Source organism: Rhodocyclus gracilis, assembly GCF_009617575.1.
GTDB lineage: Bacteria > Pseudomonadota > Gammaproteobacteria > Burkholderiales > Rhodocyclaceae > Rhodocyclus > Rhodocyclus gracilis.
On the sequence record NZ_WIXJ01000010.1, the window covers coordinates 61027 to 75348 of the forward strand.

General features: G+C 60.1%; 13 protein-coding genes. 8 read left to right on the forward strand and 5 right to left on the reverse strand.

The window, feature by feature from the left end; translation table 11 throughout:
• The first annotated feature begins 41 nt into the window (after positions 1–41).
• From GHK24_RS11760 to GHK24_RS11800, 8 genes are all read left to right on the forward strand, one after another.
• Complete coding sequence (locus GHK24_RS11760; RefSeq protein WP_153473081.1) at positions 42–902, forward strand: D-amino acid aminotransferase; 861 nt, start codon at positions 42–44, stop codon at positions 900–902.
• The gene (locus GHK24_RS11765) at positions 895–1182 is read left to right on the forward strand and encodes a YbeD family protein (RefSeq protein WP_153473082.1); all 288 of its coding nucleotides are present in this window, start codon (positions 895–897) and stop codon (positions 1180–1182) included. Before GHK24_RS11760 ends, GHK24_RS11765 begins: the two co-directional genes overlap by 8 nt.
• Before the next feature lie 57 nt (positions 1183–1239).
• Positions 1240–2025 carry a lipoyl(octanoyl) transferase LipB gene (lipB, locus tag GHK24_RS11770; RefSeq protein ID WP_153473083.1) on the forward strand — a complete coding sequence of 262 codons (786 nt, stop codon included), beginning with the start codon at positions 1240–1242 and terminating at the stop codon, positions 2023–2025.
• Entirely contained in the window at positions 2025–3044 is a 1020-nt protein-coding gene (lipA, locus tag GHK24_RS11775) for a lipoyl synthase (protein WP_153473084.1), read from the forward strand. Before lipB ends, lipA begins: the two co-directional genes overlap by 1 nt.
• A gap of 124 nt (positions 3045–3168) precedes the next feature.
• Positions 3169–4782 (forward strand): hypothetical protein, encoded by a 1614-nt coding sequence (locus GHK24_RS11780; RefSeq protein WP_153473085.1) that lies wholly within the window; start codon positions 3169–3171, stop codon positions 4780–4782.
• A gap of 938 nt (positions 4783–5720) precedes the next feature.
• Positions 5721–8840 (forward strand): Eco57I restriction-modification methylase domain-containing protein, encoded by a 3120-nt coding sequence (locus tag GHK24_RS11790; protein WP_340666180.1) that lies wholly within the window; start codon positions 5721–5723, stop codon positions 8838–8840.
• 66 nt (positions 8841–8906) lie between these two features.
• Complete coding sequence (locus GHK24_RS11795) at positions 8907–9425, forward strand: 3'-5' exonuclease family protein (RefSeq protein ID WP_153473086.1); 519 nt, start codon at positions 8907–8909, stop codon at positions 9423–9425.
• Positions 9422–9595 carry a metallophosphoesterase family protein gene (locus GHK24_RS11800; protein ID WP_153473087.1) on the forward strand — a complete coding sequence of 58 codons (174 nt, stop codon included), beginning with the start codon at positions 9422–9424 and terminating at the stop codon, positions 9593–9595. The genes GHK24_RS11795 and GHK24_RS11800 overlap by 4 nt, the downstream gene beginning before the upstream one ends.
• Positions 9596–9682: 87 nt before the next feature.
• On the opposite strand, the gene GHK24_RS11805 is transcribed toward GHK24_RS11800, so the two are convergent.
• From GHK24_RS11805 to tcmP, 5 genes are all read right to left on the reverse strand, one after another.
• Positions 9683–10015, reverse strand: coding sequence for a hypothetical protein (locus GHK24_RS11805; protein WP_153473088.1), 333 nt, complete (start codon positions 10013–10015; stop codon positions 9683–9685).
• Positions 10016–10468: 453 nt separating this feature from the next.
• On the reverse strand, positions 10469–11728 hold the full coding sequence (locus GHK24_RS11810) for a three-Cys-motif partner protein TcmP (RefSeq protein WP_153473089.1): 1260 nt from the start codon (positions 11726–11728) through the stop codon (positions 10469–10471).
• A 77-nt stretch (positions 11729–11805) separates the two neighbouring features.
• On the reverse strand, positions 11806–12573 hold the full coding sequence (locus GHK24_RS11815; RefSeq protein WP_153473090.1) for a DUF5131 family protein: 768 nt from the start codon (positions 12571–12573) through the stop codon (positions 11806–11808).
• Positions 12570–13208 (reverse strand): LexA family protein, encoded by a 639-nt coding sequence (locus GHK24_RS11820; RefSeq protein WP_153473091.1) that lies wholly within the window; start codon positions 13206–13208, stop codon positions 12570–12572. The genes GHK24_RS11815 and GHK24_RS11820 overlap by 4 nt, the downstream gene beginning before the upstream one ends.
• Before the next feature lie 85 nt (positions 13209–13293).
• Positions 13294–14322, reverse strand: a 1029-nt coding sequence (gene tcmP / locus GHK24_RS11825; protein WP_228384682.1) for a three-Cys-motif partner protein TcmP, incomplete at its 5' end; no start/stop codon positions are given.

Genomic DNA, 14322 nt, shown 5'->3' on the forward strand with positions numbered 1-14322 from the left:
GCACTGCCGGCCTTTTCCCCGGTGCGGAGGGTGCATACGCGATGACGGTCTATCTGAACGGGCGTTTTCTGCCGCTGGCGGAGGCGCGGATTTCGCCGCTTGACCGGGGCTTCCTCTTCGGCGACGGCGTCTACGAGGTGATCCCGGTCTACTCGCGCCGGCCGTTTCGCCTCGACGAGCACCTGTCCCGTCTGCAAACCAGCCTTGATGGCATTCATCTGCCCAATCCGCTGAGTCTGGAAGGCTGGCGGACCATGATCGGGCAGTTGGTCGCCAGTGCCGATTTCGTCGATCAGTCGGTGCTGCTGCAAGTGACGCGCGGCGCCGACGACAAGCGCGACCACGCTTTTCCGCAGGGCGTCGCGCCGACCGTGTTTGCCTTCACCGCGCCGCTGGTGACTCCCAGCGACGCGACGCGAGCCGCCGGCATCGCCGCCATCACTGCGCCCGACACGCGCTGGCAGCGCTGCGATCTGAAGACGATCTCGCTGCTGGCGAATGTGCTGGCGCGGCAGCAGGCGGTGGACGCCGGCGCCGTCGAAACCCTGCTGCTGCGGGATGGCCTGCTCACCGAAGGGGCGGCATCGAGCATTTTTGTCGTCAGCGAGGGGGTGCTGCTGGCGCCGCCCAAGGATCACCGCGTGTTGCCCGGCATTACCTATGATCTGGTGCTGGAGCTGGCGGCGCGGCACGGCGTCTCCTACGCCGTACGCGACATCAGCGAGCGCGAACTGCGCGCAGCGGACGAGCTCTGGATGACCTCGTCGACCAAGGAAATCCTGCCGATTGTCCGCCTCGACGGGCAGCCGGTCGGCCACGGACGCCCCGGCCCGCTGGCGCAGCAGATGTACGCGTGGTACCGCGCTTTTCGTGACGATGTAATGAGGAACGCCGATGTCTGATGTGAGTCCGGCTGCCCCTGCGGCAGCTGCCCTGTTTGAATTTCCCTGCGCCTTTCCGCTCAAGATCATGGGGCGCGCCGACGCGGCGCTGGCGCAAGCCGTGCTCGATGTCGTGCTGCGCTACGACGCCGCGTTCGACGGCGCGACGATGGAGATGCGCGCCTCCAGCGGCGGTAAGTACGTCAGCCTGACGTGCACCATCACCGCCACCAGCCGCCCGCAGCTCGATGCGCTGTACCGTGAATTGACAGCGCATCCGCTCGTCAAGGTGGTGCTGTGAGCCTTGCCCGGCGCGATCGCGCCACCGGGGCAGGGCGCTCGCGCGCCTGATCGTTCCATGGCGCCCATCCCGCCCCTGTTGCCTCTGGCTGATCTCGCGCCGCCGCGTCTGCGCGAGCTGGGGCAGGTGGACTACCGTGCCACCTGGCAGGCGATGATCGACTTCACCGCCGCCCGCACCGCCGAGACGCCGGATGAACTCTGGCTGTGCGAGCACCCGCCGGTGTTCACGCTCGGCCAGGCGGGGCGCCCCGAACACCTGCTCGCCGATATCGGCGTACCGCTCGTCAACATCGACCGTGGCGGCCAGATTACCTATCATGGCCCCGGTCAGGCGGTGGTGTACGTGCTCGTCGACCTCACCCGGCGTCGGCTGAAAGTGCGCGAACTCGTCTCGCGCATCGAGCAGGCGGCCATCGACCTGCTCGCCGATTACGGCGTCGCCGCCGGCCGCATCGACGGCGCCCCCGGCGTCTATGTCGGCGAACGCTCCGCCGGTACGGCTGGTACCGATGCCGCCCATCCGGCAAAAATCGCCGCACTGGGCCTGCGCATCCGCAACGGACGCAGCTACCACGGCGTTTCGCTCAACGTCGACATGGACCTGTCCCCCTTTGCCGCCATCAACCCTTGCGGCTACGCCGGTCTGGCCGTCACGCAAACGCGCGATCAGGGCGTCGACCTGACGTCCCACGCCGCCGGCCTCGCGCTGGCGCAGCGACTGGCGACCCTGCTGGCCGTTCCGGGCGGTGCGCCCAACAGCGCGGCGCATTCTGAAAACTCTGCGGGCTCTGGCAACGTTCAGAACTCCGGGCGCGCTGAGAACCTCGAGGTAACCGACTGATGTCCGACCCCCTGCACGATCACGCCCCTGTCGCCACGCCGCCGCGCGAACGCCTCGTTGCCGGAGAAAAGCAGAAGGGCGAGGCGAAAACCGCACGCATTCCGATCAAGGTCGTCGCCAGCGAGCCGCTGCGCAAGCCGTCGTGGATTCGCGTCAAGGTCGGCGGTTCCGATGCCGGCCGCTTTGCCGAGATCAAGCGCCTGCTACGCGATCAGCAGCTGCACACGGTCTGCGAGGAGGCTTCGTGTCCGAACATCGGCGAATGCTTTGGTCGCGGCACGGCGACTTTCATGATCCTCGGTGATCTGTGTACGCGCCGCTGCCCCTTCTGCGACGTCGGCCACGGCAAGCCGCTACCGCCCGACGCCGCCGAGCCGGCGAAGATCGCCGCCAGCGTCGCCGCGCTGAAGCTGCGCTACGTCGTCATCACCAGCGTCGACCGCGACGATCTGCGTGACGGCGGTGCTGCGCACTTCGTCGAGGTCATCCGCGCCATTCGCGCCGCCTCGCCGAGCACGCGCATCGAGGCGCTGGTCCCGGATTTTCGCGGCCGTCTCGACGTTGCCCTCGACATCCTCTGCGCCGATCCGCCCGACGTCCTCAATCACAATCTGGAAACCGTGCCGCGCCTCTACAAGCAAGCGCGCCCCGGCGCCGACTACGCGCACTCGCTGTTGCTCCTCAAGGAATTCAAGGCGCGCCGCCCGGACGTGGCGACCAAATCGGGCCTCATGGTCGGGCTGGGCGAGCGCGACGAGGAAATCATCGACGTGCTCGCCGACCTGCGCCGGCACGATACCGAGATGCTCACCATCGGCCAGTACCTCGCGCCCTCGGCGCACCACCTGCCGGTGACGCGCTACGTCCTGCCGGAGGTTTTCGTCGACTACCAGCGTCAGGCGCTACAACTCGGTTTCACCGCCGCCGCCTGCGGGCCGATGATCCGGTCCAGCTACTGGGCAGACAGGCAGGCAGAAAATGTGGACATCGGTGTGAATTCCATCGATAAGTTGGAATAAACATCGCTCTGATGGAAAGTACATCGATGTTCTGGAAGCGGCTGATTTGACGCCCCTGCTGGGATGACAAGGCTGTACGCGCGGCATACTATTCTTGCCGTCAGCATAGGTTGGAATCAGGTAGATGCCAACGTCGGTCCTGTCGTCAACGTTTGCCAGTTTTCCCCCTTCAACGGGAATGTCCGGAACCGGCATCGACGAGATGCCGACCTTCCCATCGCTGACGCCCGACGATCGTATCTGGCGCATCGACTGGTTCGGCGATTGCGCCTACCCTGCCGCAGTCCGTCGCTATTCGCAGCCGAGCATCAAGGTGGTGCTCTCGCCCCTGCGTGGCGATGTCGTCGATCGCGAGGCCTTACTCCGTCCCGAGGGTACTGACCTCCTGCAGTCGCGGGAGATTTGGGCGCCTATCTCGGCATTGCCGATACTCTCCATTGGCGATCTCTGGCAACACGGACGCCGAATCGATTCGCCCGACTACCAGGTCGAGACCTTTAAGCAGCTTTCGATCACCCCGGCCACGGCCTCTTTTGTGAAGGCAGGCCTTGCGATCGAGGAGCAGTTTCTCCTGCCGCTTGCCGCGCATCCGTGGCATCGGCAGCACACACAGTCCTACTGCGTGGCGATCACGCTCGACGAGCGCCGCCGCTTGCTCATTCCCTGCATCGAGCTCATCCGCTTTTACTTCGGATCCTCAAGTAACCTTTTGCAGCGCCTCTTTACTGCGCCCTTGCGTGACGAGGCGCTTTGGTCGAGTAAACACTTCAACCCGGACACGCGGCATCTCCACCTGGTACTGGCGCATCGCCTCTCGGGGCTGTCAGCATCCGATATCGGTCGCATCGCCGCGAGCGCCTATGCGTGGCGAGCGGCAGCCGGCATTCACTCTTCCTGTCAGAAGGCCGCAGCTGACCGTCGGCCCGTATATCCCTATACCGGCTTCCCGTTTGAGGGCTGCACTGAACTCGTCGCGAGCGGTATCTGGTTGCCAGTCGGTGATCTCGACAACGCAACCTTCGTCGCTTGGCGTCTCCGCTCGTGCTCGCATCCCTTTCCGTTCAGGTCACTATCGTATGAGGCTGGTGACAGGAGGGCGCGGTACCCAGCCCGTGGCGCCGACTCGCCTGGAGAGAAATGCTTTCCCTCCGCGGGTCGGTCGAACGCGCGGAAAGTGGAGGCGAAGGATGGTGATCCGGACGCCACAAGGCCGCAGCGCGTCGCTTCCTTCGTCCGTCAGGTCCGGTTCCCGGATCTCGTCAGAAAGCAGGTTTGGCGCGAGAAGATTGAAGCGATGCCCCAAGCTAACGTTCTTCTGCGATTGGCAGATGGTTCACTGCAGCAAGTGGCCTGCGGCGAGTCTGATCGCGCCACTGACGCTCGCGGACTTGATCTACGCGATGGATCCGGCGACGAGTCAGAGGCCCGTCGAAGCGACGTCTTGCCCTGGTTCGTTCAGACAGGCCTGAAGATGATTGCATCGGATGCTTCCCTCGCCCCGCCGGGAGCAACGGTCAAGGTTGTGTGCCCAGAAGGACGAACGGAGGCGGTTTTCAGCTTTCCGGTGGTCATCAATGAAGACGGTGAGATCGACAGCGATCTATTCTTCACCGGTGTTGATGGTCGCGTCCGTCAGCGTAGAGGCTGCTTTGTCGAGGTTAGGCTTCAGGGGGCTAATCCTCGCATTCTTTTGATATTTGAAGGGCGGACGAGAGAGGAGAGGCCGCAGGTCGTCTAGGAAGGGGGGCGGCGATATCTGCGGCTTGATCGACGGATGTCTATCTTGAGCAAAGCGGCAGCGGGACCGGTCGTGTTGCGGCGATGCGCAGCCTACGGATTCCATCGCTACGCGCGACCTCTTCACCCAGTGAATTCGCCGTAGTACTTGTAGAACGTGGGGCGACTGAATCCTAGAGAACGACACGCGGCCTTGACCTCGATGTCTGGGGACGTCGGAGCCAATCAGATCGAATCAATCCCATCGCCTTTTAATGTGGGGTTCGACGTCAGGGTAGTAGCCGATGAAGTGGGCTAGTGCGTACGCCATTCGGCGGAGTACGCCGCGAGGAGGCTTCGCTGCAGAGGACCGCTGCCTCGGGCCACCATTGATGACCAGGCGTGAGGTGTGTTCGCGTACAGATTCGGTTGCCTGTGTCACTACCCATGTGCTTTGGCGCTGTTCGGAGGGGGAGCAGGGGCACCGAGTGTTCTCCGCGGTGCTAGGGGTGCATAGTCGCGCGGTTTTGCCTGCTCAATCGAGCATCGCACATCTGGCATACTGGACGAAATTCTGCAGCTGCCTCCGTGGATCGGGAGTGAGCCGAGGCTGGCGATTGAGATCGAAGCTAAGGGCGTATGCGGCAGCCGAAAAAATAGCACTTGGCGGTGGAAAATGACCCAAACCATAATTCCTGACAGCACAGCACAGCACAGCACAGCACAGCACAGCACAGCACAGCACAGCACAGCACAGCACAGCACCCCTCAACTCTATTCTTCTCTACCCTCCTCTCCACCCCACCTCACATCACAGCTCAGCACAGCACAGCACAGCACAGCACAGCACAGCACAGCACAGCACAGCAGACCGCATACGCCCACATCGCTGCCAGACGTAGGCGTCCGTGGTGTGGCGAAGAGGAAGTTCGGGTAGCGTGGGTATCGGCACTGGAGTTGGTGCTGAACGTCCACTTCGACGCCGAGCGCGCCAAGAAAGATAGCAGTTACAACAACGTCATCATCGAATTCAAGGCGCCCGGCTTTTTCAAGGGGGCCAAAAGCAGCGCCAAGTTCAAGGAAGCTACCGAGAAGCGGTTGTTGCCTTACATCCGGCGTGAAGCGATCAAGGCGGGCATCCCCGCCGAAGACTTTATTGGGATCGCCATCGATGGCGATCACGTTTGCTTCGCTCAGGTGCTCGATGGCGCGATCCACACGCAGCATCTGATCCCTTTCTCCGAGTATGCCGTCGGCTTGGTTATTCAGGCCGTCAGGGCGGATACCCGGAGAGCGATCACGATCGAGAACCTGTTAGCAGATTTTGGTCACGGGTCAAATAACGCATACGCCATGATGCAGGCCATGGCCGATGCGCTTGCGCAAGAATTGGCGACTGCCGGTAATTGCAAGATCAAGATGCTCTTTGAGGAGTGGCGCACCCTCTACGGCCAAGTCTCCGACATGTCGGATTTTCAAGCCGAAGCTATCAATCTCGAAATTAGCTTCTCGTGGCAAGGCCACCCACATCAGGAGATGTCTGGGCGCCTCTTCGTTATCCACTCCTACAACTCTCTGCTGATTAAGCTACTTGCCGCTGAGATCGTCTCTGCCCATGGTCTGACTACCACCCAGCAACCAGCACAGGCGATGGCCGCGCTGCTCGATGATGGTGTTTTGCTCGACACCTTGTCGCAGGACATTGAACGGGCCGGAATCTTCGCGCAGGCCGGTATCAACGGTTTTGTTGAAGAGGCAATCTTTAGTTGGTATCTGGATGTCGCCCGGAAAAATACCTACGGTGCGACCCTCGTGTCTGCCTTGCGCGGCATCTTGGCTGCGCTATCGCTGTATCGCACGGACTCTCTGAGCCACACACGCGACGTGCTGCGCGATCTCTACCAGGGCTTGGTGCCGGGAAAACTGCGTCAAAGTCTGGGGGAGTTCTACACCCCCGACTGGCTGGTGGATTTCACCGTCGGGCAGGCCACGCGCGGCGACTGGCTATGTCAGCGGGTGCTTGACCCAACCTGCGGCTCCGGCTCGTTCTTGTTGGCGATCATGCGCCGTATGCGCGATGAAGCCATTCTTGCCGGATGGGACTCAGAGGAGATCGTCAACCACCTGTGCACATCGGTGTGGGGCTTCGACCTGAACCCGCTCGCCGTGCAAACCGCACGGGTCAATTTTCTGATGGAGATCGCCAGTTTGCTTCGGGACTCACCCGGACAGACCTTAGAGATTCCCGTCCTGCTGGCTGATGCGATCTACTCCCCTGCGCCAAACCCGATCGCAGGTCAGGATGTCGTGAGGTACCAGATTGGTAGCCAAGTCGCGGGGCTGGATATTGCCCTGCCGTCAGCACTTGCCTTTGATCGCGCACGCCTTGATCAGGTCTTCGCGCAGATGGGCGAAGAAGTCGAAACCGGCGCGGAGTATTTAGAGGCTGAAACGCGCCTCCTGGAGGCCGGTTTGATGACTCCCCTCGAGGCCGATGAGTGGCGAATGCCATTGCGGTACACCTACGACCAAATTCTGGCGTTGCATCGGCAGCAGTGGAACGGGATCTGGTTCAGGGTCGTCCGTAACTTCTTTTGGTCCGCAACGGCGGGGCATTTCGACTGCATTATCGGCAATCCTCCTTGGGTGCGCTGGTCGAAGCTCCCAGAGGCATATCGCGAACGCGTCAAACCGACCTGCGAACGCTATGGCATCTTCTCGAAGAATAAACGTCACGGTGGCAATGAGCTCGATATCTCCGCCATGATCACTTACACCACAGCGGACAAGTGGCTGAAGGCTCGCGGAAGGCTGGCCTTCGTGATCACGGGAACGATCTTCAAGAACCCATCCTCAGTCGGCTTCCGAAACTTTCGACTTCATCCTGCCGATCCCAAAACACAGCACTTGGCGCCTATTGGCGTGGATGACATGAAGGCGCTGAAGCCGTTCGACGACGCCAGCAACCATACCGTCGTTGCCGTTTTCAACAAGACGGCCTCGCCGGGAACTTACCCTGTGCCTTATAGGCTCTGGAATAGCGCACCCGGAAGTACGAAAACTATCCCCGCGGACCTAGACCTCACAACGGTGATGGGGCGAGTGGTGATTACTGCCAAGGAAGCTGTGCCCGTTGACGGTGCAGGTTCCCCTTGGGCTGTTCTAGACACAGGACGTTACGACGAATTGAGCGCTCTTTCTGGCACGTGCGACTGGGCAGTCGGACGCAAAGGAATCACTACGGATCTGAATGGCGTGTTCTTCGTCCCTGTCGTCAAGAGTAACGGCCAGCTGGTGCAAGTGCGCAGCCGCCCGGAGGCCGGGAAAAAGGACATCGGAGTGGCCAGGACCGCTTGGGTTGAAGCCACCCAGCTATATCCCCTCGTCAAAGGGGCTGGCGATTTCGAGCCCTGCTACCTGAAGTTGAACGACCCGCTCCTGGAAGACGAAGTCCTCTATACCTTCGTGCCCAACACAGGCATCAGTAGCGCGGCCTATGATGCTTGCGAGGTGGAAATGAATAGCCCGTGGCTCGCCAAGACCAAGGCGTGGTTCTCCGGCTACAAGGCACTGTTGAATGCGCGTTCAACCTTCCGGCGGCAGATGAAGGGGGCTCCGTTCTATGCCGTGTACAACGTGGGCGACTACACTTTCCAGCCATGGAAAGTCGTTTGGCCTGAAATGTCCAATCGCTTCTACGCCGCGGTGGCCGGTAGTGCTGTGGTTCCTCTGGTCGGTAGGCGTCCGTACATCCCTGACCACAAGGTATATTTTGCGGGGTTCGACGCAAAGGAACCCGCTTATTTTCTCTGTGGCCTGCTGAACACACCGATAGTGCGTGAATGGGTAGAAAGCCATAACGTATCTATCCAGGTAGGGGATGTGTTCAAGCATATGCGACTGCCCGAATACGATGACGCCGACGAGCATCATGCGAGGCTGGCGGCGCTAGTGGAAAAAGCCCATGGTGAGCACGATGTGACTGCGCGCGCGGCGATGGTGCACAAAATCGAAACAGAAGGCGAAGCCATTCTGCGATCGTGGATGCTGCGTCGAAAAGGGAGCGCCAGGGCTGCATGATGTTTTGCGCGTTTCCCTCATTATTTCCGACTGTTCTTCGCTCACCAGATCTCGACAGGGTTGGGCATGCTCATTTTCTTCGACACCGAATTTACCGAACTGGGCATCGATCCCAAGCTCATTTCCATCGGCCTGATCTCCGAAGATGGTGAGCGCACGTTCTACGCTGAGTTGTCCGACACTTATCGATTGGCGGATGTGGGCGACTTTGCCCGACAGGAAGTATTGCCGCAGCTTGAAGGCGGAAGCGCCCTCATGACGATGTCCGACCTGGCTCTTGGTTTGGGCAGTTGGTTGGAGAGCTTCGAACAGCCGGTGCAGCTGGCGACCGACTCGTTGGCTTGGGATTGGCCGTGGATTCAGGAGATATTCTCCGGCGCGCGGACGTGGCCAGAGAACCTTGATGGAAGGCCGCTGCTGCTGACCACGAATTGCCTCAATGACTACGACCGCTTCGTCGAGGCTGTAGAAGAGGCGTTCCGCAGTTTGCGCCGGCACCACTCGCTCGATGACGCGAAAGCGAACCGGCTGGGCTGGATCGCGGTGGGCGGCGACATCGACCAAGCGACAAGGTTGGCGATATGAGATTTGCACTCTATTCCGACCAGCACCTCGAAACAAAGGACTGGGAGCCGCCTGTGCTCGACGTGGACGCCGTGATCCTGGCTGGCGACATCGATAGTCACACGCGCGACACGCTGAAGTTGCACAAGACTGCTCCAAAATCGACGGCAGATCGTTCCAATCGCGTTTGAACACAGATTCGAGCGTTTCCGATGCACAAAAAGAAACAGCCGCCCGAAGGCGGCTGCTTGGGAAGTCACCCCTGACCGACTTCTCTGTCAGGTGCGGCCGGAGGCCTCGTCAATCGCACGCTCAGCAATGGCTACAAGCGTAGGATTGCCGCTGAACGGGACGATCAGCGGATGATTCGGTTGCACTTCTCTAAGCGCATTCTTCAACGTATCGCGAACCGCCTTTGTGCCGACCAATCGCCGCTGCAGATCCTGAATCTGCTCCTTGAGCGTCGCGTTCTCTTCCTTCAGCCGAAAATTCTCCAGCGCCGTTCCGCCGCCGAGATACTTGTCGACGGGATCCGATGGCCGCGATGTTTCGGCACGCCCACGTGCGTAAGCCGCCTGCTCGCGAAACGAACCATCATAGTCATACGCCATCTCGCTACCCCTTTCGACACTCGTCCCAATTCTCGGAACACTGCCCCGCGCCGTCAAGACGGAAGCCATTGCTTTTATGTAATGCCTATGATGCGGAAGGGATGATAGCTGATATCTCGGCGCGATCTAACCCGCGTTATCCTGATCCTTGTCCGTGTCATCGAACCGTGAAATGCCGCTGCTAAACCGTCCTCGGTCAGCTTGGGCAACCTTCGTTCGTTAGCGGGATGCGGAGCTAGCCGAGCCCTTCGCCGGGAAGGACTTGGTGGTAACGCCTTTTCCGCCCCATCGGGGCAGCGTCGTGGACGAACACGAAGGCCGCGATTTTCGGATCGCGGTCTGATGTCATGGCCGTGGTAACCTGCCGCCTTTGTATCGGCTAAGTGAGGTCAAGTCGGCGCAAAAATCTCAGCTAGGCGGTTGATGGTGGCACGGACTTGGATGCGGGCGCCGCTAGAAACTGAAGGAGCGTTGCGAGGGCAAGCGCAACACATGGTCGGGTTTGAGCTTGACGCGTGCCTTGGAGGCGTCGCCGGTATTATCTGTAACCATGATCTCGCCGCTCTGATGTAGTTCGAGCAGTGTCGCCTCCACCATGCTACGCGTTGCTGGCGTCGTGTTGATCAATCTGAGGAAAAACTGCTCGAAGGTTATGCCTTCGGCGCCTTCGAAGAGCATGGTCGGGATCTGCTCCATCATCGTTTCCTTGCTGACCGTCGCCGCCACTTCGCTGAAATCGAATCCCATTTGTAGTCGGTTTTCGTCGTCGATCTTGCCGATGTAGCCCGTGCTGAACATATGGAAACCCGCCTTGCCGTAGTGTGCAAAGTGATTATGGTGTTTCCAGTGAGTAGTCGCCATTACGTCGCGCGCCTTCCAGTGCTGCGAGAGGTGAAGCAGCCAGAAGTCACCATGTCCGCGCTCGGGCCGGATGAAGAACGGTGTGTAGAACTGTGCCGAGCATTGGCTGGTCAAGCTCTGGTAAAGGGAAGACTGCAACTTGACCCGCCATCGCGGCGACTGCTTGGTCTCATCCAAGTCGGCCGCACGCACCGACGAGCGGATGCCCGTCGTCAACTCGAAGTCTGCGAGGTTCTTCTCGTTGAGGTAGCTGATCAGGCTGTCGATATAGAACGTGAGGATCACCTCCGCGTGCTTTAACTTGGCGAAGATGTCGTGCAAGCAGGCCATCGGCACGGCGGAGTAGCCATACTGGTCGAGTACGAACAGCACACGTCCCGAACGCGGGCTGCGATCTTGGCCCCGCTGAATCGCAGCCCTGCAGTGGTCGGCAAACTTGCCTTTAACCAGCTTGATGGTCCCTGTGGCCACGGCTCCACCATATCCCCTGCCATCGAGAACATGACTCAGGTAGTTCAGCGCGTGGAGGCAGTCATCGATGCAAATTAATTCCACATCGATCTGAATTGGCTTGCGGCGCTCCTGCCGTAAGTTGACCAAGACCTCGGCCTCTCGAATTGCCTCAAGAATTACCAACGGGGAGCCTGGCACCTCCTGGCCGGACTCGTTCCGGTAGAGCCCCCCTCCGCAGAAGCCATCTACAATGGTCAGCTGGATTTTGTCCTGCTGCGGCATTGACACCAGCGTCAGGAAGTAGTCGACCAGATAGTTGCGCAGAAGCGCGTGTTTAACTTCACTGTGCCGCTTCAGCAGCGGGGGCGGTTCTCCCCAAATCCAGTCGTAATGTGGCATTGAATGGCACGCTGAGCGCGCTCTGATGGTCCCTGTACAGCAATGTGCCTGCGGAGCTTCCTAGGGTCAAGCGCCTGTCATGCAGATCGGACGGCGTCGCCGCGATAAATGGGCGTCGCCGGCATTTCGTCCCATGTCCGGCCGTTCAACTCACGACCGTTGGCCGCTTTCGCGCGTTTCTTGCCATCTGCTCCCCAGCCGCCCCATTGTTTGAAAAAGAAGGCTACGTCCTGCTCCTGACACTGTTCGCGTACAGCCTCGACCCACTCCATCTTCATTGGTCGCGCCTTTGGTCCGGACTCGCCGCCGACGATGACCCAATGGATGTCCTGCAGGTTTAGCTCGCCCACATTGGACAGCAGTGGCTCTATCGACAGGAAGCGGATGGTGGCCGGCACTCGACGGAGATAGTCGATGCGCGGTACACCAAAACTACGGTCTTCGACGGAGACTCCCAGCCAGGCGTTGGTCGGCACCGAGCGCGTCCGGAAATACCGAGCCATGCGTGCGGCGCGTTTGGTGAGGATCTGGTACGTATGGTGAGGGGTCTGCGCAATGACCTCAAACACCTTGTCGATGTAGTGATCCGGCACCCGATCGTGGAACAGGTCCGACATCGAGTTAACGAAATACACCGTGGGCTTCTTCCGCTTAATGGGGTCGTTGAGCCGCTCTGGCAGCAGGGTCAGTGCAAATCCGTTCTCATAGCCAGGTGTGCCCATGGCTTTCAAGCGCTTGGACATGGTCTCTGCATAGCAGTGCTTGCACCCCGGAGATATCTTGGCGCATCCCACGGTAGGGTTCCAAGTCTGCTCCGTCCACTCGATCTTGCTGCTTGTCGTCATCGCAATGCTCCCTGCTTTTCTAGCTTAGCTTGCCCCGTCTGCGACGGCTTGTAACTCCGGACGATTCCCCTGACAACCCCGATGATGTTCAGCGTCTCTTTAGCGCTCAGGCTGTGCCTGTCCCCGCTGTGTGCGGTTAGGTGCGGTTTGCCAAGGTCGGTTCTGTATTCCTTAATGGTATGGCTACCATCGATCTCGGCTACCACCACATCTCCGTGGACCGCCTGCATGCTCGTCTCCACTACGGCCACATCGCCGCTGAGGATGCCGGCGCCGACCATCGAGTCGCCGCGCACCTTCAGGAACATGGTTTTCGACGGCCTGGCTATAAGCAACTGATCCAGCGCTTGTGCATGGAAAAGGCTGGTGGCATTGCCTTCGCAGCCGAATCCTGCTCTCACCTCGCCATCACTGACATCGACTGTGAAGAACCCGGGGCCGGGCACGAGCCGCCCGCCTAAAGATTTTTCCAGATGACCTGACGCGATTAAGCGCTGGGCCAGCTTGAAGGCCGCGTTCTTGGCCTTGAACCCCAGCGCCCTGGACATTTCGCTGTACGACGGCATGCAACCCGCGCGGGCGTACAGGTCGCGCAGGCGGCACAAGTGCTGGGCGTCATTGTTGGTTCGAGCCATATCATGACTTTAGTGTACATACGTCCACTAATCAAGGAATAGATTAATCCAGGACGCCGTGGCATCCTGGCGATTGCAGGCGCGATTAGTTAGAGAACAGGTCTAAATTGCCGCTGCGGGCGATGTCGTTCCAGATGCGGTCCGGCAACGGGTGGCGCGAAAAGAAGACGAGGCGGTAAATCGAACGCCCCTTGCCGTCGGTGATCAGTGGCATCTGCCCGCTGATCTTGAAGCCCAAGGCTCCAACCGCCTTGCACCACGCGTCGAAGAACCAGTAGGGCAGTCTCGACTTGGACAGATCATCGGTCGGGGCGGCAAGACGCCAACCCGGCAGAGCATCATCAAAACGGTCCCGCTTGGGGTCCAGCTCCATGTCGATATTTCGCGTCAGGTCCATCAGGCTGAAGTGGACTGCAAAGTCTACGTACTGCAGTTTGGCTAGTCGCTCGATGATCGAGAGGGACAGGAACTCTAGGTTGTAAGGATCGATGTAGGCAAGCGCTAGCGCTCCGAAAGGGACGGTTTTGGCCATTTCGTCAACGGTCTGCTTGGCCGGTCCGACGAAGCTTTGTACGTCTGCGCCCGCTGCCTTGAGCCTCAGTTCATTGGCGTGGACACGGTCGGCTTCGATGTCGCCCACGAGCAGCTTTGTGAATGGCGCGCCGGAGAGTACGGACTGGCGGTAAGCCGCGACCGACCCGCCATCCCGTGTGAAGCTCTCCCCCTCGACCTGGACGCGACCCGGACCGCAGAAGGGGTCGATCAGAACCCGGTGCTTGAATTTCTTTTGCGCTTCGCGCGTGGCGTCGAGGTAGCGCGCCAAGTAGCGGTGTTTCTCATCCACTACCCAGCGCCCGACACCGCGACCGTGAGGTCCTCGTTCTACCGGTAGTTCGGGATAGGGGTCGGGCGATACATTGTCGGGCATCTCTGTTTTCAAGCTCTCTCTCCAAGCACAACGTGGCCGAATATGGCGATAAGCCGATTGCACGTTCAGAATGTAATACGTGCCCCAGCCTTGTTGCAGGACTTTGATTGTGAGGCTACACCGAAATTTCGTACCAATTTGAGCTGGAATTTTCGGCACAATTTTCGTGATGTTGAAAGGAGATTG